The sequence below is a fragment of the Pseudomonas caricapapayae genome, from assembly GCF_001400735.1.
GTDB classification, from domain to species: Bacteria; Pseudomonadota; Gammaproteobacteria; order Pseudomonadales; family Pseudomonadaceae; genus Aquipseudomonas; species Aquipseudomonas caricapapayae.
This window is the reverse complement of the sequence record NZ_LJPW01000117.1, coordinates 46,578-66,240: the sequence shown is the minus strand read 5'-3', so window position 1 is coordinate 66,240 and position 19,663 is coordinate 46,578. Positions and strand designations below refer to the sequence as shown.

Sequence of the window (19,663 nt, the reverse complement as noted above, 5' to 3'; positions counted from 1 at the left end):
GGGTTACTCCCGAGCGATCTTCAGCGTGCCGGGCGGCACGAAACCTGGATGCGCAAGGCGGTTGCGCTGCACAATTTCCAGCGCCCGGCTGGCGTCGCCGAATCGGCGATAGGCCAGCACCAGCGCGGGCAGCGGTTCGGACACCTTCATGTCCACCAGACGTACGCCAGACGCAGCCACTGCATTGAGATGCCGGACCAGGGCCTGACGCAAAGTGTTCAGCGCCAGGTAGTGTTCGGGGTCGGCTTTCAACGACGCTTCCCAGATGGCCGAACTCAGCGTGTCGCGCAGTTCGATCACGTCATCGGCAACCGGCACATCCACACGTTGCAGCGCTTGCGTCACCTGCTGATCAAGCGAGGGCACCACGTTGAGCGGCGTGACCGTCGTCGCAACCGGCATGCTCGCGACGATTCTCGCCACCTTGACCAACAGCGCATCCTGAACCAGGTTGGCAGTGGCCTGAGCCGTCACACTGGTATCACGACCGCTGCCCTGGCTGACCAGATTGATACCGGACACCGCCTCTGCCTGTTGTGTGGCCTCGGAAATGACTGACCGGTAATCCACCGTTTCAACAGAAGACGCCCCACCGTTGCCACTGGACCTTGATGCAATGCTGTTGGACGTGCCGCCGCTATTGCCGCTCGCGGAACCGCTTGCTGAACCGTCGGCGACCGAGCTGCCGGAACTGCCGGTGCCGCTCGCTCTTCTGGTTCTTTGGCTGTCGCCATCGAAACTGGCAAAGAACGTGGTAAACAGCGTGCTTACCGTCAACGGCGCGTTGACCAGCGAATGCACCAGCGCAGTGACATCCGAATAGATCGTCACGAACGGTGTGAACTGCCGCTGGATGGTCGCGAATACGCCAGACAGGGCGCTGCGCAACGCCTGAATGTTGATACGCACGGCGTCCACCGTGGCCATCACCGAGCGGTAGCGCCTGAGCGCCGAGTCCAGCAGACTCTCGGACGCGCCCAATAACTGCCGCCGGGTGTTGAGCGTCGACACGGGAAACTTGAGCGGGTTGGCTGGATAGAACTTCAGCTCCAGCCGGACGAGTCCACCTTCGTTCAGGTTGTGCGTGACGCTGCATTCGCCCACCTGAACCTGTATACGGCCCAGCCAGGGATGCACCAGCTCGCCAGCCCCTTCCTGCTCCAGTGCCTGCAGCAATTTGTCTCGCTGCTCGAAACAGTCGCGACCGACCACGAACGCTGTCAGCGTATGAACGTTCGACTGCTTGCCCAGCGACTCGAAATAAGGCTTGTCGCGCTGTGGAAACTCATGCAACTGCCCCTTGCGGCCCACCGGGACGACGGCTTTTTCAATGAAAAAACCGACGCCCCGGAAAGACGCTGGCAGCAGACTGTCACGCCATGTACTCATGATCCGGCTCCTGCGCCGAGGGTTCGATAACCGACGTTTGGCGAAATCGTCAAACCCGGCTGGTTGGTCTGTATTTGCCCGGCGCGCATGCCCGGCGGCGCGTTTTCAAAGCGAATGTTGAGCTCGCCCTCAAGTCGCGAGCCGCTGCCCGCAGCGCCCTGCTGCAGCAACAGGCTGCCGGGGGGCGGCAGGTTAGGTGCGCCGAGCAGTTGGCTGGTCGGTGGCACCCCGGTCGACAGGTTGAGCTGCTGCTGTTGCGAGCGGCTGGCCATGACCGCATCCGCCGCCAGAAACGCCCCGGTTCCGCCACCCGGCCCGGCGTTGCGCACCCGTTGCTCCTCAGCGAACTGATTGGCCTTCTCGGTCGCCTGCTGCAGCAAGGACTTGTTACTGTCGCCGCCGAACCAGCTCATGATCGGTTCAATGAACGGCTTGATGTCCGCCCACAGGTCCGCGAACCAGGTTTTGATCGGCTGCCACTTTTCGATGACCATGCCCAGTGGCGAAAAACTGAACAGCGTGGCAAGGACCTCGGTAAATGGCTGAGCTCCGGTCTTGATGGTCTCCCACAGCCCGGCCAGGTACTCGGACAACGGCTGCCAGTTGGCCACGACCATGCCCAGCGGCGACCACGCAAACAGCGTCTGCAGAACATCGAAAAACGGCGTCGCCAGCGCCTTGAGCACGTCCCACAGCGCGACAAAGAATTCGGACAACGGCTGCCAGTTGGCTGCGATCATGCCCAGCGGCGTCCAGGCGAAGACCGCCTTGAGTACGTCCCACAGCGCCATGGCCGGCCCACGAATCGCTTCCCAGACCGCCTGAAAATAAGGCGCGACGGTCGACCAGTTGGCAATCAGTAGACCTGCCGCCAGCGCCAGCCCGCGCACGATCAGGCCCAGCGGTGACAGGCCCATCACCGCACTCAGCAAGCTCATGGCGGTCGTCGCGGTCATTACCGCAACTTGCAATACACCGAACGCAATCGCAGCGGCCACCACACCCTTGATCACGCCAGGGTGTTCGGCCGCCAGTGCGGCGACCTGAGAAATCATCGGCCCGATCACGGCCATTGCTTCGTTCATCGCCGGCAGAAACATACTGCCGATATTGATGCCCAGACGATCGACACGGTTGGTCATCTCTTTGATGGCAGTCGCCGTGGTCCGGGAGTTATCCGCGAACTCCTTCTGGATGGAACCGCTGTTCTGTACGCCCTCGCCGACCTTGGCCAGGTTGGACCTGAGCACATCCAGGTTGGCCAGCAGCGGCGTGATAGCACCCAGCGATTCGGCACCGAACAGTTGCGTGATGACATCCGACTGCTTGCCGGGGTCAACACTGGAGACCGCCGTCAGGACCTTTTCAATGGTCCCGGACGGGTCGCTCTGCATGCCTTGGGTCAGCTGATTGACATCGAGCTGCAACGCCTCGAACGCCCCGGCTTTCGCCGCGCCACCTTCGGTCAGCGACTGCATGAAGCGCTTCATGCCGCTGGCGGCCACATCGGCCGGCACATCGACGCTGGCCAGGGTGGCGCCCATTGCCGCCAGTTGCCCGGAGGCCATCCCCGCAACCGGCCCGAGCGGGCCCATTGCAGTGACCATGGTGGCGATTTTCTTTTCCATGTTGTTGCCGCCGAGTACATTGATCTTCTCGGACAGCGCTGCAACCTGCGGCTGAGTCAGCTGAAACGATGATCGCCACGAGGCCATCATGTCGCCCGACTCGGCCGCCGTCTGATCGAATGCGATGCCCATTTTCACGGCATCGCTGGCAAACCCGGTCAGTTCTTCGCGCGGTACATTGGCCTTGGCACCGGCGGCGACAATCGCCGCGATGCCGTTGGCGCTTTCCGGCAGCCGTTCACTGAGGTCCAGAATGTCGGACCCCATCTGCTGGAACTGCTGTGGTGTTTCAAAGCTTAACGAGCGTTTTACGCCGGCCATGCTGGTCTCGAAACCGATCGCTGCCTTTACCCCGGCAATCAAGGGCTCTGTAAACGCATTGCCCTTGATTATCTCGCCAACCTCGATGCCCCCCAGACCTGAGTCTCCAAGACTGGTCTCGAGGCCTTTGACGTTGTTGCGGATAGTTGCCAGCGTTGGAGACAGCTGGTCGACGCCGGTAATCAGCGTTCTGATAGTGTCTGCCATCACTCCCCCTGCAGGATCTGGTTGATACGTTGCGCCTGCAAGATCGATTCGGTGATGACGTCCAGCTCCCTGGACATCATCAGTTCGGGATCGGTCTTCCAGAAGTACGCGAGGTCGTAAACGACGGCGATCAGTCCTTCAAGGTTGCTGATGCCGCTGCCATGAAAAAACTCGCGACCTTCCAGCTCAACGTGTTGATGTCGCACAGATCCAGCTGATTGACAGACGAGGGCGGGATGCCGGCGCAGACAGCGATGTACTTCGCCGCCACGTCCAGATCGAGAGAAACCTCCTCGTTCTTGTCGATCCTGTACGGCAGGGCCTTGATGGCGCGCGCTTCCTGCGCCGTAGGACGCCGGAATGTCAGTTGCGAAACGGTTTCGCCGTGCGCTTCGATAGGGCTGGCCAGGTCGATGACTTCACTCATTGCCAGCTCCCCTGATTGCCATCGAATTTCAGCTCGATGGTGCCGTCGTCAGCCTTGCTGCTTGGCTCGTCGACCAGGTAAGCGCCTGACAGGACGTAAGTCTTGCCGTTCTTGAATTCACAGGTGATGGTCATGTCCACACCGGTGGTGAGCAGCTTGAGCGGCAGATCCGCGGTATGCACGGCGGTGAATTTCAGCCAGGCGGTCTTGTCGGTTTCCTTGTAATAGCCGGGCACGACCGTCTCGCGCTTTACATCCATCAGAGGGGCTTCGCCGCCGCCGCTGATGGTCAATTGGGTGCCATCCACTTTGATGTAGCAGGTACCCGCAACTTTCTGACCCATGTTGTTTATCTCCAGAATGAAAAAACCCGCACGAGGCGGGCTTGAAAGGGTTGGTGAGGCTTATGCCGCTTCGTCGTACTGCAAGCGGAACTGGTTGAGCAGCGCGAACACGCGCAGGCCGTTGATGTAATCAGGCGGGAACATCACGTTCACGCGGCTTGGGTCGTTGCCATCACGCTCGACGATCAGGTGCTGGGCGAACGTTTCGGCGTTCTCTACATGACCCTCTTCTTCAAGACGTGCGTACTGTGCAATCAGCTCGCCGCGAATGGTGCTCGGCGTGATGATCGGCTGGCCGGCACCGAAGCGCGTGCCATCATTGGCCAGCTTGTGGCGGCCGTACTTGCTGGTGATGATGCCTTGCAGACGACGGATGATGAACGCCGACTGGTGCATGGTTTCGCTGTCCAGGTACGAGTTGTCGGCCTGGCCGTAGGCGTTCTTCTGATAGGTAGTGATCGAGCGCTGAATGCGCACGTAACCGCCTTCGTAGTACGCCGTGGCGATGCCGTAACGCAGCAGCGACTCACGCTCGGTCAGCGTGAAACGCTGACTGGCCGGAGCCGGATCGATGCCAGGCATGGTGCCGCTCTGAGTCGGACGGCTGGCGTCGGCAGAAATGAACACCGCCGTGCGCGCAGCCAGTGCAGCGGCTTGCAGCCAGACCGGTTGCGGAACACCGTTTTCGACACCCTGAAGGGTGATGTGTTGATCGTTGCGCAGTTGACCTGCAGCCACCAGCGTACCGACCGTGCCGCGCTTGGCGCTGTAAACGTGGCCGTACAACTGACGGGCCCAGCTCCAGCGACCGGTGCTGTCGTCCATCGCCGCTTTCCAGGCATCCAGCGTGGCGGTGTCGGTCCACGGCATGCAGATGAATTCGAACGGTTCGTCGCCCAGCGCAGCCAGTGCCTTGAGCTGATCAGGCGTACCCACGCCACCAGTCATGGCCGTCACTGCTGCGGTCAAACCGGCAGGAATGACTTCGCCATTGGTTTTACCCAGGCGGTTGAATTCCAGCTGGATGTCATTGCCGCTTGCCCCGCTCCATTTGCTGGAAAGGGTCAGCACACCTGCTTCGACAGCCGCAGTGATCGGCAAGTCAGGCGTGGCATTGATCTTCACCGACAATGCCGTGGCCGCCTGGGCAGCGGTTGCACCATTAACCACAGTGGCCTGCACTCGCATGCCGCCGACATACAGGTTCAGCAGACCGGCTTCGGTCGCTGCCCCGGTGAGGGTGACTTTCGCGCTGGCCTTGGCACCTTCGGTATTGAGCAGCGGCAGGCACCAGACCTCGCCGGTCGGGTCCGCCTTGCGCCAGGTTTCATACATGGAGGCGAGCATGGAGCCCTGACCGCCGATGTTTTTTGCCAGCGCCACGCTCGGCACCAGCACCAGAGAACCGAGCTCCGGTCCGGACACATCATCGTTGACCTGCGCAACGATCAGGCGACGCATGCTGGCCGACGCACTGTTGGCGGCCGAGTTGTCCATCTCCGCATAAAACAGCGGCACGCGGACATCGGATGGAATGTTGTTAAAGCTGATAGCCATTGTTTGGCTTCCTCTTGGTTAGGCCGTTAAGGCTTGATAGGTGGTAGGGGATTGCTCGGTTTGAATGGTGATGTCGCCGTCGTTCTGACGACGCTGCCACCAGGCGTTGAATGTCACCTGCCGCCCTTCGACGGGCAGCAAATCGCCCGCCTCCGGATCCGGCACAGTGCGGCCCTCGGCCGGTACTACAGTGATGCGTTGAGTCATGGGGCTACCTCTGCTGTGAACTTCGCTTCGATACGGCCATCAGGGCCGGTGGGTTTCAGGTTCGGATCTGCGGGGTCAACGCAGTCCATCTCGAGGGTGGCGCCGGTAAACCCGGGCAAACCATCCAGATACGCTTCGTGCCAGGTCTCGGCAGGTTGGTCGGAGGTGTTGCGGCCCAACTGGAACTGCGCGGCAAAGCCGAAGCGATACGTCACCCGGTCGCCGCTGATCTGCACCAGCGCGCCACCGGTGTACTGCATCGCGTCGTAATCGCGATCCGGGCTCCAGCCCACCAGTGCACGCCACAGTTCGGCGCGCAGGGCATGCAGTTGCTCACTGGCTTCCTGCCCGCGCTTGTCACCGCCATCGAGCACCACCACGACATCGATCGTGTCGGTGATGTTCTGGCGAATGACGTTCTGCAAATCGTTGGGTGTGGACTGATCGCCAGTGGCAATCACGTAAGCCGACGGGTGCGCGAGCTGATCGCCGAGGGCGACCGCAGCCCAGTCGATACCGGCACTGATTCGCCCGGCAAAGCTCGGGCAGGTCGCCTGCAAATGGGCAACTATCGGAGTTATCTTCATAAGGGGTTCCGCGTGTGTTGAAGGTTGATCCGGCGTGAGGAATGCCTACTGGTTCGCCTTGCCCAGCGCCTCATCCGCCTTGTCTGCAGCGCGACTGGCCGTGTGGGCGGCCTGATTGGCAATCGATGCAGCACTCTCGACCCTGTCTGCCGCCTGAGTGGTGGTTTCGGCCAGCCTGTCCAGGCGTCGGTCGCGTTTGCCCAGTGCTGCGTCATAGGCATTGCGAACCTCGGCCAGCTGCTGCGTATGCTCGGCATTGGCCGACCACTGTCCGGCCTGAAAGCCGAGCATCAGGCAGCCAGCGATCAGCAGCACGGAAATCAGCCAGACCTCCAGGCGCCGCCACCAATGGCGAGCAATAAAATCAATTGCGCATCTGTGCATCGTTTGCACCTCCGAGTTGGGATCGCAGCCGGGCGATTTCGGCGCTTTGCGTGGTGACCTTGTCGGTGAGCTGGACAATATGGCTGGTGAGGGCTTCGATCTTGCCCTCCATCCGGCCAACCGCTGCGGCAAGCTCGTTGCGCTCCCTGGCAAACTGATCAGCGCGCGCTTCTGCCTCCTTGCGCGCCTCGCGTTCGGAGTCGAGCAGCTCATTGAGGCGGCGCACCGTGCCGATGTCCGCGTTGTCCATCGCTCGGTCTGTTGCATCTCTGGAAAGAAACTTGCGCAGCCACAAAAAACCGCCAAGCAGAATGGTGCCCGTTCCGCCCAGCCAGGTAGCTGTGCCTGGGCCTAGGTCGGTTGGGTCCATGGGTACTCCGGAATATCGTGGTGGACTCACAAGGCCCGCGAAAAACGAGGGCCTGAACAAACTGGAAAGAGCCCCTTGATACGGGGCTCCATTGTGGGATCAGAACGGAATGACTTTCACCGTCATGCCTGTGCATAGCCCCACAGGGCAATGCGCTCGGCAAAGTACGGTGTGACCAGTGCGACGGTCTCCGCCTGATTGCTGGCCTCCAGGCTCATCTTTTCGCCATCGGTGCCAGGTCCCGTGACCCACAGTGTCACTGGTACCTTTTCTGCCTTCGCTTTATCGAGCAGGTTTTTCAGCGCGGTGCGGCCGGCAGCCGTTGGCGGAATTCCAGTTTCGCCGATAAATGCGGCCATCTTGTTGGTCTTGGCATAGGTCAGAAACGGACCGACGATTTCATCGCGCAGAACGGTCGGCGAGATCAAATCGTTGTTATTGGCGTAGGCACCGCTGGAGCTTTTATCGTAATCGCCGTAAGCGTGCGCTTCCCAGACAATCGCATTGGCCGGATCGACAATCTTCGATTGAAGGTTGGCAGAGACGGTGGCCCAGTTTCTGGCGCTTGCAAACTCCAGCCCACAAATGAACACCGGCTTTTTCGAGCTGTTACGCAACGCCTGCAGTACGGTATTCATCGTGCCGATGTACAGCGCTTCAAGATCAGGCAAGGTAATGTAATCTTTGGCACCCGCAGTAGTATTAGAGTACGGCTCGTTGCCCAGACCCCAGCCCAGCACCATTGGATCGTCACAGTCAGTCACCAGCTTCTGGTGAAAGTTGGCCAGGTGAACCGCGCTCCAGAACGTACCGTTGACACCGTTCCCGTCCTTGATCAGTACCGACTCGGTTGCCTTCCAGCCGTTCTGATTACCGGCCTCTGCGGCAGGAAGAATGCGTCCGGTCAGCTTCCCGTTTGCATCTGTTTCGTAGCGATGCAACCGCATGTAATGGTGCGGATCAGGAATGATTCTGGCCTCGCCATTGGAGTCATCACGAATCCAGCCAAGCATTTCCTTCCAGCGCTTCACGAAGTCGGTATTCAGGTTCGCGCCTTGACCCGGCAAACCGTCCAGAGTCGACAGTTGAATGGCGCGCTGAAGTTCGAACGGGAAACGGATCAGGCGCACGCCCCGATTCTTGACCCAGGTAGTGATGGTTCCACGAGTGGGCCACTGGTAATGAGTCCCTGCCTCGCCCGGCACGATCTGTCCGGCGTTAGCCACCGAACCCAGGTTGATACCTACCAGCGGAATATTCTTGAGCTGGCTGACCGCAGAACTGTTATTGGACATGATGACACCTCTAGTTAGCACCGCGAGGCAGCAACGACGTTGCTGTACCTCTTTCGCTCAACGGCGATAACTCGAGGCTCGCGGCCTTCACATGATTCAACGTCCCGCAGCGGGAACATTTGATCTGGAGTTCTGTGTATTCACCCATGCGGGCCAAGAGCTTCTTGCATTGCCCACATCGAAAGTCTTTCAGCATGTGCACTGGCCTCCGTGTGCCTGGCCCAACGAAAAAACCCGCCGAAGCGGGTTCTGGGTTCGTTGCGAGTGGCCGTTTGTTGTTGCTGATCAGCCTGTTTCCGGCTGCTGTCCTGAGGCGCAAATCGCATATCGTGGTGCCTTTTTACCCCCCTCCGGAAAGCCTGGGAAGGGGCAGTTTCGGGGTGGGTCGAGTTTGACCGGAGTTCAACACGGGTTCGGCCACAGCTGTGCAATCGACCCGGATAAACGGCGTGAAACAGTGCTTTCATTCACCCCTGTGCGGCCTTGTTGACGACGGCGTTGTTGCTTCTGGAAGCGCTGCGCTCAGCGAGAATCGCCAGCACTTGTTGGTGAAGCCTGTTGATCCAGTTGCGGTAGGTGCGGTCTGCGCCTTCATTGATGCCCACCAGGCGCATCTGCTCGCGCACCGGCAACGACTCGACATAACGCAATGTCGCCAGCTGGGCCAGTTCAGGCCAACGACTCTTTGCCGGGCTGCGCGACAGCTGCGCAATAGCCGCCTCCACTTCGCTGCTTATATAGTCCAGACCGCTGCCATTACCCACCAGCGCGCGCGAGCCGGGTGTGCGACGCGGAATGTACGCGCCCCATTCCATGATCCCGGCCATCGGGCTGCTCAATCCGCCGCCCAGGCCAATGCGCTTGCGCTGTTCGCCCCAATGCTGCATCACGGCTTCTACTTTCTCGATCATCGTGTCTCTCCTGTAGGACCTTTCTAAAATCACTGCACAGCGTCTTTCGCTGCACAGAACCAAGGCCGAACAATACATTTTGTATTTTTTAAGTACAATAAAGCATTACATTCTGTATATTGATCAACACCCTACAGCCTGTATGATTCGCGCATGAACAGAAAATGGTATGAAGTCGCAAGACAGGTCATGGAAACTCAGGACATCAGCCAGGAAGAAATGGCTGAGCGAATGGGCGTAACGCCCGGTGCCGTGGGGCATTGGCTGAATGGCAAGCGTGAGCCGAAGATCGAGGTCATCAATCGATTGCTAAGCGAGCTGGGCCTGCCTATCCTCGCAACCTCGATCCCGTCGAGCGAGCCCGGCCTGCATAACGTGGCACCTACGGTGCAGCCTTCGCGTTTCTATCGCTATCCGGTCATCAGCTGGGTTGAAGCCGGTGGCTGGAGCGAAGCGGTCGAGCCCTACCCCGCAGGCTTTTCCGACACCTTCGAGATCAGCGATTACAAAGCCAAGGGCCGTGCTTTCTGGCTTGTGGTGCGCGGCGACTCGATGACCGCACCCGCAGGCCAGAGCATTCCCGAGGGCATGCTGATCCTTGTCGACACCGGAATCGAGCCCACGGCCGGCAAGCTGGTCATCGCCAAGCTGCCTGAAAGCAACGAAGCCACGTTCAAAAAGCTGGTCGAAGACGCCGGGCGTTATTTTCTCAAACCGTTGAACCCGGCCTATCCAATCCTTCCGGTCACAGAAGAGTGCAAGCTTATTGGTGTCATCAGGCAGATGACCATGCGCCTCTGAAACCCGCATGATCCGCTCAAGCCCCGCTAGCCGGGGCTTTTTTGTACGCCTTGTTCGGCTTCGGCTGATGTCCACGTAGGAAACATTTGTAGCTTGCGTGGGATACACCCCTCAATTACTGTATGCACATACAGTAAAAAGGAGTCCACTCATGCTCGATCAGCCCCTCGACACCCCGCAACACGACGCTTACCTGGCCCTGGCACAGCGGATTCAGGACGCCATTGCCAGCGACAAGGCACAGATCGAGCATCAGGTCCTTTTGATCAGAGAACCTGGCGAATCAGTTGCGCATTGGGAGCGCCTCATTGACCAGATCAGCGAAGCCGAGGGAATTACTGTGACCCGCAACTCTGAAAACGGCACCGCCCATGTGTCCTGGTACATCGACTCCCTGTGAACGAAATGATACAGAATGTATTTAAAATACAAACTGTATTGTAAAAGATCGCTACATATCGTATTGTTTGCCTGTGCCCTTCTTGAGGGCTTCACATGCAAACCACAGGGAGTCATGGAATGAACGAAATACTGGATCAACTTCGCAAAGAATTCGCCACGCCGTGCCCTTCACTGAGTGCCGTCAGAGAGCGTTATTTTTCGCACCTGTCGAACGACAGAAACCTGCTGCGCAAGATCAACGCAGGGCGCATCGACTTGAAGGTCAGCCGTACAGGCGGCAGCCGCCAGGGCCACCCTTTCGTCTATCTGCACGATCTGGCCGATTACCTGAGTGCCATCGTGACCAACAGGGCTGCCTGAGGTCAAAAAAGCACCGCCGCCGATCGATTACGTTCATCAAACTTTGCAGTCATGAAAAATCTTGCTACGTTTCCGGTACAAAACAAAAACAATCAGGATCCTTTCATGACCAAGACATCGAGGCGCTGGCCGTTCGCGGCCTGCCTGTTATCGCTGGCCTGCGGCACCACTGCGGCTGCGCCCTATTCGACCATGGTGGTGTTCGGCGACAGTCTGGCCGATGCCGGACAGTTTCCGGACACTGCCGGGCCGAGGGGCTCTACGCTGCGGTTCACCAACCGTGTCGGGCCCACGTATCAGGACGGCAGCGGTGAAGTCTTCAATCTGAACTCGTCGACGCTGATCGGCAGAATGCTCAACGTCCCGGCAGGTGATCTGGCGGCGTCTACATCGCCGGTCAATGCAGCACTGGGCGCGCCGGATGGCAATAACTGGGCAGTCGGCGGTTATCGAACGGACCAGATTCTGAACTCGATCAACTCGCAATCCACTGTCGTCGACCCGAACACCGGCACGCTGTTACGCAGCCGGACCGGTTATCTGCCCGCCAACAGTTTTCGCGCTGACCCTAACGCTCTTTACTACCTGACCGGAGGCGGCAACGACTTTCTGCAAGGTCGTGTGTTGAGTGCCAGCAGCGCCGCGCAAGCCGCCAATCAGCTGGCTGACAGCGCGCAAGCCCTGCAACAGTCCGGTGCGCGCTACATCATGGTCTGGTTGCTGCCGGACATCGGTAAAACGCCAGCCTTGAGCGGTTCACCTTTGGCCTCGGCGAGCTCCGCACTCAGCGCGGGCTTCAATCAGCAACTGGTCAGCCGACTGGCGCAGATCAATGCCCAGATCATCCCGCTGAATGTTCCGTTGCTGATCAATGAAGTCCTCGCCGAACCGGCCCGCTTCGGTTTCGATCCCAACGAAAACCTGATCGGCACCTGCTTCAGTGGCGACAGCTGCACAGAAAGCGCAGCCAATGGCCGATCCAGTGCGACGCCGAACCCGAACCGGGTATTTTTCAATGACCGCGTCCACCCGACCGAAGCCGGGCAACGACTGCTGGCCGACTACGCCTATTCCTTGCTTTCGGCACCCTGGGAAATAACCCTGCTGCCAGAAATGGCCAATGGCACGCTGCGTATGCATCAGGACGAGATTCGTGCGCAATGGCTTAGCGACTGGGGCAACTGGCAAGGCATTGGCCAGTGGCAAAGCATCGTCGCCGCAGGCGGTCAGAAAATGGATTTCGACGCGCAGGACAGCTCGGCTGATGCGGACGGAAGAGGCTATAACCTGACCATCGGCGGCAGCTACCGGTTTGCCGAGAATTGGCGCACAGGGGTTGTCGCCGGGGCGTATCGTCAGAATCTCGAAGCCGGGCCAAGGGATTCGGACTACAAACTCAACAGCTACATCGCTACTGCTTTTCTGCAATATCAGGCCAATCATTGGTGGGGAGATCTTGCAGTATCCGGCGGCAAGCTTGATTACGAAAATGCCGAGCGCAAGTTCGCGCTGGGCGTCAGCGAGGGCCAGGAAAAAGGCGATACCGACGGTGAATTGTGGGCGGTCAGCGGGCGAGTCGGTTTCGACATAGCAGAAGCTGCCAGTCGCTGGCATCTGTCGCCCTTCGTCAGTGCCGACTACGCGCATATCGATGTCGATGGCTACTCGGAAAAAGGCGATCGTTCGACAGCGCTGACCTTCAGTGACCAGACCCGCAAGTCACGACGTGCAGGCGTCGGTGTACAGGGCAAATTCGAGGTGACCCCGAGCACGCAGGTCTGGGGCGAAGTGGCCCGCGAGCGCGAGTTCGAGACCGACCAGCAGAACGTGACCATGGCACTCAACAGCATACAGTCCGTCGACTTCACCCTGGAAGGCTACACCCCGCAACGCGACCTGAACCGGGCAACGCTGGGCGTCAGCCAGAAGCTCACTCAGGACCTGACACTGCGTGGCAACTACAACTGGCGCAAGAACGACGACGTGACCCAGCAAGGAGTGAATGTTGCGTTGAGCCTGAGCTTCTAGACAGGCCGCTGGACAGCCTCACTATCGTGCGATGCTCTGCGTCCACTTTGGAACGCAGAGCAGCAAGCCTGCTCAGTCCTCGGCAGTTTGCGAGGCCAATGCTACGGCGCGGAACATGGCGCGGCGTTTGTTGAGGGTTTCTTCCCATTCCAGTGCCGGCACCGAGTCGGCGACGATGCCGCCACCGGCCTGTACATGCAGCTCGCCGTTCTTGATCACCGCAGTACGAATCGCGATAGCAGTGTCCATGTTGCCATTCCAGGCCATATACCCCACGGCACCGCCATAGACGCCGCGCTTGACCGGTTCCAGCTCGTCGATGATTTCCATGGCGCGGATTTTCGGTGCGCCGGACAACGTGCCCGCCGGCAGAATCGCCCGGAGCGCATCCATTGCAGTCAGCCCGCTTTTCAGCTGGCCAGTGACATTGGACACAATGTGCATCACGTTGGAGTAACGCTCGATGACCATCTTTTCGGTCAGTTTGACCGTACCGACCTCGGACACCCGCCCGACGTCATTACGCCCCAGATCGATAAGCATCAGGTGCTCGGCAATTTCCTTGTGATCGGAAAGCAGGTCTTCCTCCAGCGCACGGTCAGCCTCTTCAGTGGCTCCGCGAGGACGGGTACCGGCAATTGGACGCACGGTGATCAGGTTGTCCTCGACCCGTACCAGCACTTCAGGCGAACTGCCGACGACATGGAAGTCGCCGAAGTTGAAGAAATACATGTAAGGCGTCGGATTGAAGCAGCGCAACGCCCGATACAGGTCGATGGGCGCGGCCTTGAAATCGATGGACATCCGTTGCGACGGCACAACCTGCATGACGTCGCCTGCGAGGATGTATTGCTTGATCGTATCGACCGCTGCCTCGTAATCGCCCTGGGTAAAGCTGGAACGAAACACCGGATCGGCCGCCGGTGGCCTGTCCAGGTCCAGACCACGACGCGGTGTGATCGGCTGACGCAGCTTGTGCATCAGCTCGTCGAGCTGGGCAACGCCACTTGCGTAGGCCTCCTGCTGCGCCGGATCGACCAGCACGATGGCGTGCATCTTGCCCGCCAGGTTGTCGAACACCACGACCGCATCAGACACCATCAACAGGATATCCGGCACGCCCAACGGGTCCGGGTTCGGGCAGTTGGCCAGACGCTTCTCGACATAACGCACGCAATCGTAGCCAAAGTAGCCCACCAGCCCGCCGTTGAAGCGCGGCAGCCCGGTGATGGTCGGTACGTTGTAGCGCGCTTTGAAGGTCTCGACGAAGTCCAGCGGGTCTTCAACATCCAGGCTTTCGATCTCGACGCCGTCATGGGTCACGCTGACGTGATGACCATGCACGCGCATCACGGTGCGGCATGGCAGGCCGATGATCGAATAACGCCCCCATTTCTCGCCACCCTGCACCGACTCCAGCAAGTAGGAGTTGGGCTGGTCGGCAAGCTTGAGGTAGATCGACAGCGGCGTATCGAAGTCGGCCAGGGTTTCGCGGGCAAGCGGAATGCGGTTATAGCCTTCAGCGGCCAAACGCAGGAATTCTTCACGGTTCATGAGCAACCTCGTGGTTTGAGGAAAAAACGGTCAGTCAGGCAAACGCGCCGGCAGGCCGGCCAGAATCAAGTCAGGCGCGCCAACGCCAGCGGGCCAGGGCCTTTATGACTTTCATCCAGAGTTTGCGAGTGACCACCACGACGGATTCTCTTGAGGAGGGGCGTTTGATGTCGGGCAACAGTATCTCAGCGTCCATGTCCAGGCAACCGGGAATCAGCCTGCGCAAATCATCGATCACCATTGCCGGGTTTTCTTCGGCAATCGGCCGCCCGTGGTTGTAGCCATAGCTCAGCGCGACGCAAGCCACACCGGCAGCCCTGGCGGCCTGCACATCACTGCGCGAGTCGCCGACAAACAGCGATTGCGAGGCCGGCACACCCGCCATTTTCATCACGAAAAACAGCGCAGCAGGATCAGGTTTTTTCTGCGGCATGGTGTCACCGCCGATGATCCAGCGAAAGAAACGCCCCAGTTTCATCTCATCAAGCAGCGGCGCGACAAAACGCTCCGGCTTATTGGTGATGAGGGCCATTTCGACGCCCATCTTCTGCAGCCATTTCAGGGTTTCACGCACGCCGGGGTATACCACGGTGAACGCGTGTTTTTGGGCATAAGCGCGCATGAAGATTTCCAGGCCCTGCTCGGCCAGTGCGTCATCGACACCACTGTGGTCGAGGTTATTGGCCAGCGCGCGGCGCACCAGTACCGGCGCACCGTTGCCTACCCAGGCCCGCACTGATTCCAGCCCGGCAATCGGGCGACCGAGTTCGCAGAGCATGGTATCCACCGCCACGGCCAGATCGGGAACCGAGTCCACCAGCGTCCCGTCCAGATCGAACATGATCAGCCTGGGCAACTTGCCTGCAAACAGCTGCTCGAAGCCGCTCATGCGCGGGATGACGCCAGTTCTGTACGCATTTTTTCGATCACTTCCCGGTAGTCCGGCGCGTTGAAAATGGCCGAACCGGCAACGAAGGTGTCGGCACCTGCCGCTGCAATTTCGCGAATATTGTTGACGTTCACGCCGCCGTCGATTTCCAGGCGGATGTCGCGTCCGGAGGCATCGATCAGCGCACGTGCCTCGCGCAGTTTGTTAAGTGTTCCGGGAATGAACTTCTGCCCGCCAAAACCCGGGTTGACGCTCATGAGCAGGATCATGTCGACCTTGTCCATGACGTACTCCAGCAGGTTCAACGGAGTGGCCGGATTGAATACCAGGCCCGCCTTGCAGCCGCCTTCACGGATCAGTTGCAATGAGCGATCAATGTGCTGGGTCGCTTCCGGGTGGAAGGTGATGTAGGTGGCACCGGCCTCGATGAAATCACCGATGATGCGATCCACCGGGCTGACCATCAGGTGCACGTCGATCGGTGCAGTCACGCCATATTTACGCAGGGCGCTGCAGACCATCGGACCAATGGTCAGGTTCGGGACGTAATGATTGTCCATGACATCGAAGTGGACGAAGTCAGCGCCGCAAGACAGCACATTGTCGACTTCCTCACCCAGACGGGCGAAGTCAGCGGAAAGAATCGATGGGGCAATAACGAAGGGCTGCATGACGCACCTGTTTGAGCAGAATCACGGTGCGCGGATTGTACGCCAAGCTTCGCCTGGAGCGTTAAGCTATGAGCGGCAAGCCAGAGCAAACCATAAGGCTTGCGGCTTGCCACTGCACGTCAGTGCCCCGTTCTCAGTTTTTCGCTACGCCCCCTCAGCCATTCGAGCACCAACAGCAGCAGCACCGAGAAGCCGATCAACAACGTCGCAGCGGCGGCGATGGTCGGGCTGAGGTTTTCGCGAATACCGCTGAACATCTGCCGTGGCAAGGTCGCCTGCTCCGGTCCGGCGAGGAACAGCGTGACCACCACTTCGTCGAACGAGGTTGCGAAGGCGAACAGTGCACCGGAAATAACACCCGGCGCAATCAATGGCAGGGTCACGCGCCGGAACGCAGTCAGTGGCGAAGCACCAAGGCTCGCAGCAGCGCGCACTAGATTGTGATTGAAACCCTGCAAAGTCGCCGACACGGTAATGATCACGAACGGCACACCCAGCACCGCATGGACCAGAATCAGCGAGGTGTAGCTATTGCCCAGGCCCAGTGGCGCGAAAAACAGGTAACTGGCAACACCGACAATGACCACCGGCACCACCATCGGCGAAATCACCAGCGCCATGACCAGCGCCTTGCCAGGGAAATCGCCACGGGTCAGACCAATTGCCGCCAGCGTGCCGAACCCCATCGCCAGAAGCGTCGCGGCGGGGGCGACGATCATGCTGTTCTTCAGAGCGCGCATCCACTCTGCGGAGTTGAAGAAGTCCTGATACCACTGCAAAGAGAAGCCTTGCAGCGGATAGACCAGAAAACTCCCGGAATTGAATGAAAGCGGCACGATGACCAGCACCGGCAGCACAAGAAAGAGCAGCACCAGCGCACAGATAATGCGCAAGGCGTAATACCAGATGCGTTCGATCGGCGACGTGTAGGGGTTCAACATGGTGACACTCCTCAGCTCAGGCGCAGGCGGCTGGCGCCGACCAGCCAGCTATAAATCAGGTACAGCACAATGGTCGCCAATAGCAGAAGCCCGCCGAGCGCTGTAGCCATGCCCCAGTTGATGCTGGTGTTGGTGTAGAAGGCGACGAAATAGCTGACCATCTGATCGTTCGGGCTGCCCAGCAAAGCCGGGGTAATGTAGTAGCCGATCGACAGAATGAACACCAGCAGACAGCCGGCGCCGATCCCGGCATAGGTCTGCGGGAAATACACGCGCCAGAAACTGGTAAACGGATGGCAGCCCAGCGAAATGGCGGCACGCATGTAAGTCGGGGAGATGTTCTTCATCACGCTGTAGATCGGCAGAATCATGAACGGCAGCATGATGTGCACCATCGAGATGTACACACCCACCCGGTTGAAGACCAGTTCCAGAGGCTTGTCGATGATGCCCATTGCCAGCAACGCGCTATTGATCAGGCCACTCGACTGCAACAACACGATCCAGGCGGCAACGCGCACCAGAATCGAGGTCCAGAACGGCAATAGCACCAGAATCATCAGCAGGTTGCTCTGCCGCGCAGGCAGGCTGGCCAGCAGATAAGCCAGCGGATAGGCCAGTACCAGGCAGATGGCGGTAATCACCAGGCCCATCCAGAAGGTACGGGCGAAGATATCGAGATAGATCGCCTGATCCGGGGTCGCCGGGGCAACTTCCCCCAGATCATCGATGCGGTGGTCCACCGCCGCCAGCAGGTAATAAGGCGTAATACTGCTGGTATTGCGGCGCACCGCCTGCCAATAGGCCGGGTCGCCCCAACGTTCGTCCAGTGCTTCGAGCGCTTCTTTATAAGAGGCCGGTTCAGTCTTGAACGGCAGCGCGCGCGCGGTCTTGCTCAACAGGCTGCGATAGCCGGCCAGTTCTATGTTCAGACGCTTGGACAAATCGCCCAGCGTGGAATTCTTGCGCGTTTCGGCCAGGTCCAGGCTCAACGCCTTGTAGACCGACTCGGGCGGCAGCCCTTTACCATCCCACTTTTGCACTTCGACCACAGTGCCGGGCAGCGCAGCCACCACTTCAGGGTTGTCGACACTTTTGTAGAGCAACGCAGCGATCGGCACCAGAAACACCAACAGCAGGAAAATCACCAGCGGAGCGATCAATGCCTGAGCCTTCCAGCGATTGACCCGTTCGGCGCGAGCGAGACGTTGCTTCAAGTTAGGGCTGGCGCCTTCAGTCAAGGGCACGGCGATGGCCATAGCGAACTCCGGAATCTTTCAACGAGAGGGCGTTCCCTAGAACAGGGAACGCCCGGATCTGACGCGATGCAGCCTGATTACTTGGCAGCCCAGGCAGTGAAACGCTGCTCGAGGGATTCGCCGTTGTCGGCCCAGAACGCCACATTCATCTGTACCTGATCCTTGATGTTCTCAGGTGTGGTCGGCATGTTCTGCAGGGTCTCCTTGTCCAGCAGCTTGACCGCCTGAGTGTTGGCCGGGCCGTAGGCAATGTTCTGCGAGTAGATCTTCTGCTGCTCGGGTTCCAGCATATAGGCGATGAATTTCTTCGCCGCTTCTGCGTTTTTCGAACCCTTTGGAATGGCCCATGCGTCGAAGTCATACACGCCGCCGGTCCACACCACTTTGAGGTTGCTTTCTTTCTGCACGGCGGCGATCCGACCGTTATAGGCAGAGCTCATCACCACGTCGCCGGACGCGAGGTATTGCGGCGGCTGTGCGCCCGCTTCCCACCATTGAATGTTTGGCTTGAGCTCATCGAGCTTCTTGAACGCGCGGTCCTGGCCATCTTTGCTGGCCAGCACTGTGTAAACGTCCTTGGGCGCTACGCCGTCGGCCATCAGAGCGAATTCCAGAGTGTATTTGGCACCTTTGCGCAGGCCACGCTTGCCAGGGAATTTCTTGGTGTCCCAGAAATCCGCCCAGCCGTTCGGCGCGGTGGCGACCTTGTCGGCGTTATAGGCCAGCACCGTCGACCAGACAAAGAAGCCCGCGCCGCAATTGGTGATTGCACCAGGCACGAAGTCAGCGGCATTGCCCAGCGCCTTCGGGTCCAGTTCTTCAAACATGTCTTCGTCGCAGCCGCGGGCAAGCTCAGGCGACTCCACTTCTACCAGGTCCCAGGAAACGCTTTTGGTGTCGACCATGGTTTTGACCTTGGCCATCTCACCGTTGTACTCACCGGCGATGATCTTGCCTTTGCCGGCCTTTTCCCACGGCGCGTAGAAAGCTTTCTCCTGGGCGGCCTTGTTGGCACCGCCAAAGGAAATCACAGTCAGATCGGTCGCGGCCATGGCTTGCGCCGCGCACATCATGCCCAAAGTGATGGCGGTGAACTTCAAAGATTTCAACATATGTTCTTTTCTCCACGAG

Annotated in this window: 22 protein-coding genes; 4 read left to right on the top strand and 18 right to left on the bottom strand. The window is 59.3% G+C overall.

Going from position 1 to position 19,663, the window contains the following annotated elements; all coding sequences use genetic code 11:
* Positions 1-3: 3 nt before the first annotated feature.
* The 12 genes from ALO80_RS16255 to ALO80_RS16205 form a co-directional block, all read right to left on the bottom strand.
* Positions 4-1,389, bottom strand: a complete 1,386-nt coding sequence (locus ALO80_RS16255) for a DNA circularization protein (protein ID WP_055009727.1) — start codon at positions 1,387-1,389, stop codon at positions 4-6.
* A complete protein-coding gene (locus ALO80_RS16250) occupies positions 1,386-3,545 on the bottom strand; it encodes a phage tail tape measure protein (protein ID WP_055009726.1) in 2,160 nt (719 codons plus the stop codon). Before ALO80_RS16250 ends, ALO80_RS16255 begins: the two co-directional genes overlap by 4 nt.
* Before the next feature lie 130 nt (positions 3,546-3,675).
* Positions 3,676-3,972, bottom strand: a complete 297-nt coding sequence (locus ALO80_RS16245; protein WP_055009725.1) for a phage tail assembly protein — start codon at positions 3,970-3,972, stop codon at positions 3,676-3,678.
* The gene (locus tag ALO80_RS16240) at positions 3,969-4,316 is read right to left on the bottom strand and encodes a phage tail tube protein (RefSeq protein ID WP_055006374.1); all 348 of its coding nucleotides are present in this window, start codon (positions 4,314-4,316) and stop codon (positions 3,969-3,971) included. The genes ALO80_RS16245 and ALO80_RS16240 overlap by 4 nt, the downstream gene beginning before the upstream one ends.
* A gap of 60 nt (positions 4,317-4,376) precedes the next feature.
* On the bottom strand, positions 4,377-5,873 hold the full coding sequence (locus ALO80_RS16235) for a phage tail sheath subtilisin-like domain-containing protein (protein WP_055009724.1): 1,497 nt from the start codon (positions 5,871-5,873) through the stop codon (positions 4,377-4,379).
* An 18-nt stretch (positions 5,874-5,891) separates the two neighbouring features.
* On the bottom strand, positions 5,892-6,080 hold the full coding sequence (locus ALO80_RS16230; RefSeq protein ID WP_055009723.1) for a DUF2635 domain-containing protein: 189 nt from the start codon (positions 6,078-6,080) through the stop codon (positions 5,892-5,894).
* Positions 6,077-6,667: a phage tail terminator protein gene (locus ALO80_RS16225; protein ID WP_055009722.1), complete on the bottom strand. Its 591-nt coding sequence runs from the start codon at positions 6,665-6,667 to the stop codon at positions 6,077-6,079. Before ALO80_RS16225 ends, ALO80_RS16230 begins: the two co-directional genes overlap by 4 nt.
* Before the next feature lie 45 nt (positions 6,668-6,712).
* Complete coding sequence (locus tag ALO80_RS16220) at positions 6,713-7,051, bottom strand: hypothetical protein (protein ID WP_054987064.1); 339 nt, start codon at positions 7,049-7,051, stop codon at positions 6,713-6,715.
* Complete coding sequence (locus tag ALO80_RS16215) at positions 7,032-7,421, bottom strand: DUF3450 domain-containing protein (RefSeq protein WP_054987063.1); 390 nt, start codon at positions 7,419-7,421, stop codon at positions 7,032-7,034. Before ALO80_RS16215 ends, ALO80_RS16220 begins: the two co-directional genes overlap by 20 nt.
* A gap of 122 nt (positions 7,422-7,543) precedes the next feature.
* Positions 7,544-8,716, bottom strand: coding sequence for a cellulase family glycosylhydrolase (locus ALO80_RS16210; protein WP_054987062.1), 1,173 nt, complete (start codon positions 8,714-8,716; stop codon positions 7,544-7,546).
* Between the two features lie 10 nt (positions 8,717-8,726).
* Positions 8,727-8,912 carry a Com family DNA-binding transcriptional regulator gene (locus tag ALO80_RS29690; protein ID WP_082441191.1) on the bottom strand — a complete coding sequence of 62 codons (186 nt, stop codon included), beginning with the start codon at positions 8,910-8,912 and terminating at the stop codon, positions 8,727-8,729.
* A 271-nt stretch (positions 8,913-9,183) separates the two neighbouring features.
* A complete protein-coding gene (locus ALO80_RS16205; RefSeq protein WP_055006377.1) occupies positions 9,184-9,627 on the bottom strand; it encodes a hypothetical protein in 444 nt (147 codons plus the stop codon).
* A 189-nt stretch (positions 9,628-9,816) separates the two neighbouring features.
* Between ALO80_RS16205 and ALO80_RS16200 the strand changes: the two genes are divergently transcribed.
* The 4 genes from ALO80_RS16200 (at position 9,817) to estP (ending at position 13,218) form a co-directional block, all read left to right on the top strand.
* Complete coding sequence (locus ALO80_RS16200) at positions 9,817-10,428, top strand: LexA family protein (protein ID WP_055006378.1); 612 nt, start codon at positions 9,817-9,819, stop codon at positions 10,426-10,428.
* Positions 10,429-10,579: 151 nt separating this feature from the next.
* Positions 10,580-10,828 (top strand): DUF1654 domain-containing protein, encoded by a 249-nt coding sequence (locus ALO80_RS16195; protein WP_054987059.1) that lies wholly within the window; start codon positions 10,580-10,582, stop codon positions 10,826-10,828.
* 119 nt (positions 10,829-10,947) lie between these two features.
* Positions 10,948-11,190, top strand: coding sequence for a pyocin activator PrtN family protein (locus ALO80_RS16190; RefSeq protein ID WP_054987058.1), 243 nt, complete (start codon positions 10,948-10,950; stop codon positions 11,188-11,190).
* A 105-nt stretch (positions 11,191-11,295) separates the two neighbouring features.
* Positions 11,296-13,218 carry an esterase EstP gene (estP, locus tag ALO80_RS16185; RefSeq protein ID WP_055009721.1) on the top strand — a complete coding sequence of 641 codons (1,923 nt, stop codon included), beginning with the start codon at positions 11,296-11,298 and terminating at the stop codon, positions 13,216-13,218.
* A gap of 72 nt (positions 13,219-13,290) precedes the next feature.
* Here estP and trpE read toward each other — a convergent pair whose 3' ends face one another.
* The 6 genes from trpE to ALO80_RS16155 all read right to left on the bottom strand — a co-directional run bounded on the left by trpE (position 13,291) and on the right by ALO80_RS16155 (position 19,644).
* The gene (trpE, locus tag ALO80_RS16180) at positions 13,291-14,772 is read right to left on the bottom strand and encodes an anthranilate synthase component I (protein ID WP_054987056.1); all 1,482 of its coding nucleotides are present in this window, start codon (positions 14,770-14,772) and stop codon (positions 13,291-13,293) included.
* 70 nt (positions 14,773-14,842) lie between these two features.
* Positions 14,843-15,661, bottom strand: coding sequence for a phosphoglycolate phosphatase (locus ALO80_RS16175; RefSeq protein WP_055009720.1), 819 nt, complete (start codon positions 15,659-15,661; stop codon positions 14,843-14,845).
* Positions 15,658-16,332: a ribulose-phosphate 3-epimerase gene (gene rpe, locus ALO80_RS16170; protein ID WP_054987054.1), complete on the bottom strand. Its 675-nt coding sequence runs from the start codon at positions 16,330-16,332 to the stop codon at positions 15,658-15,660. The genes ALO80_RS16175 and rpe overlap by 4 nt, the downstream gene beginning before the upstream one ends.
* Positions 16,333-16,451: 119 nt before the next feature.
* Entirely contained in the window at positions 16,452-17,273 is an 822-nt protein-coding gene (locus ALO80_RS16165; RefSeq protein WP_054987053.1) for an ABC transporter permease, read from the bottom strand.
* Between the two features lie 11 nt (positions 17,274-17,284).
* A complete protein-coding gene (locus ALO80_RS16160) occupies positions 17,285-18,532 on the bottom strand; it encodes an ABC transporter permease (protein WP_054987052.1) in 1,248 nt (415 codons plus the stop codon).
* A gap of 77 nt (positions 18,533-18,609) precedes the next feature.
* The gene (locus ALO80_RS16155) at positions 18,610-19,644 is read right to left on the bottom strand and encodes a polyamine ABC transporter substrate-binding protein (protein WP_055009719.1); all 1,035 of its coding nucleotides are present in this window, start codon (positions 19,642-19,644) and stop codon (positions 18,610-18,612) included.
* Positions 19,645-19,663 lie beyond the last annotated feature (19 nt).

Coding starts and splice junctions, on each gene's coding strand:
- ALO80_RS16255 (WP_055009727.1), bottom strand. CDS start 1,389: ATGAGTACATGGCGTGACAGTCTGCTGCCAGCGTCTTTCCGGGGCGTC.
- ALO80_RS16250 (WP_055009726.1), bottom strand. CDS start 3,545: ATGGCAGACACTATCAGAACGCTGATTACCGGCGTCGACCAGCTGTCT.
- ALO80_RS16245 (WP_055009725.1), bottom strand. CDS start 3,972: ATGAGTGAAGTCATCGACCTGGCCAGCCCTATCGAAGCGCACGGCGAA.
- ALO80_RS16240 (WP_055006374.1), bottom strand. CDS start 4,316: ATGGGTCAGAAAGTTGCGGGTACCTGCTACATCAAAGTGGATGGCACC.
- ALO80_RS16235 (WP_055009724.1), bottom strand. CDS start 5,873: ATGGCTATCAGCTTTAACAACATTCCATCCGATGTCCGCGTGCCGCTG.
- ALO80_RS16230 (WP_055009723.1), bottom strand. CDS start 6,080: ATGACTCAACGCATCACTGTAGTACCGGCCGAGGGCCGCACTGTGCCG.
- ALO80_RS16225 (WP_055009722.1), bottom strand. CDS start 6,667: ATGAAGATAACTCCGATAGTTGCCCATTTGCAGGCGACCTGCCCGAGC.
- ALO80_RS16220 (WP_054987064.1), bottom strand. CDS start 7,051: ATGCACAGATGCGCAATTGATTTTATTGCTCGCCATTGGTGGCGGCGC.
- ALO80_RS16215 (WP_054987063.1), bottom strand. CDS start 7,421: ATGGACCCAACCGACCTAGGCCCAGGCACAGCTACCTGGCTGGGCGGA.
- ALO80_RS16210 (WP_054987062.1), bottom strand. CDS start 8,716: ATGTCCAATAACAGTTCTGCGGTCAGCCAGCTCAAGAATATTCCGCTG.
- ALO80_RS29690 (WP_082441191.1), bottom strand. CDS start 8,912: ATGCTGAAAGACTTTCGATGTGGGCAATGCAAGAAGCTCTTGGCCCGC.
- ALO80_RS16205 (WP_055006377.1), bottom strand. CDS start 9,627: ATGATCGAGAAAGTAGAAGCCGTGATGCAGCATTGGGGCGAACAGCGC.
- ALO80_RS16200 (WP_055006378.1), top strand. CDS start 9,817: ATGGAAACTCAGGACATCAGCCAGGAAGAAATGGCTGAGCGAATGGGC.
- ALO80_RS16195 (WP_054987059.1), top strand. CDS start 10,580: ATGCTCGATCAGCCCCTCGACACCCCGCAACACGACGCTTACCTGGCC.
- ALO80_RS16190 (WP_054987058.1), top strand. CDS start 10,948: ATGAACGAAATACTGGATCAACTTCGCAAAGAATTCGCCACGCCGTGC.
- estP (WP_055009721.1), top strand. CDS start 11,296: ATGACCAAGACATCGAGGCGCTGGCCGTTCGCGGCCTGCCTGTTATCG.
- trpE (WP_054987056.1), bottom strand. CDS start 14,772: ATGAACCGTGAAGAATTCCTGCGTTTGGCCGCTGAAGGCTATAACCGC.
- ALO80_RS16175 (WP_055009720.1), bottom strand. CDS start 15,661: ATGAGCGGCTTCGAGCAGCTGTTTGCAGGCAAGTTGCCCAGGCTGATC.
- rpe (WP_054987054.1), bottom strand. CDS start 16,332: ATGCAGCCCTTCGTTATTGCCCCATCGATTCTTTCCGCTGACTTCGCC.
- ALO80_RS16165 (WP_054987053.1), bottom strand. CDS start 17,273: ATGTTGAACCCCTACACGTCGCCGATCGAACGCATCTGGTATTACGCC.
- ALO80_RS16160 (WP_054987052.1), bottom strand. CDS start 18,532: ATGGCCATCGCCGTGCCCTTGACTGAAGGCGCCAGCCCTAACTTGAAG.
- ALO80_RS16155 (WP_055009719.1), bottom strand. CDS start 19,644: ATGTTGAAATCTTTGAAGTTCACCGCCATCACTTTGGGCATGATGTGC.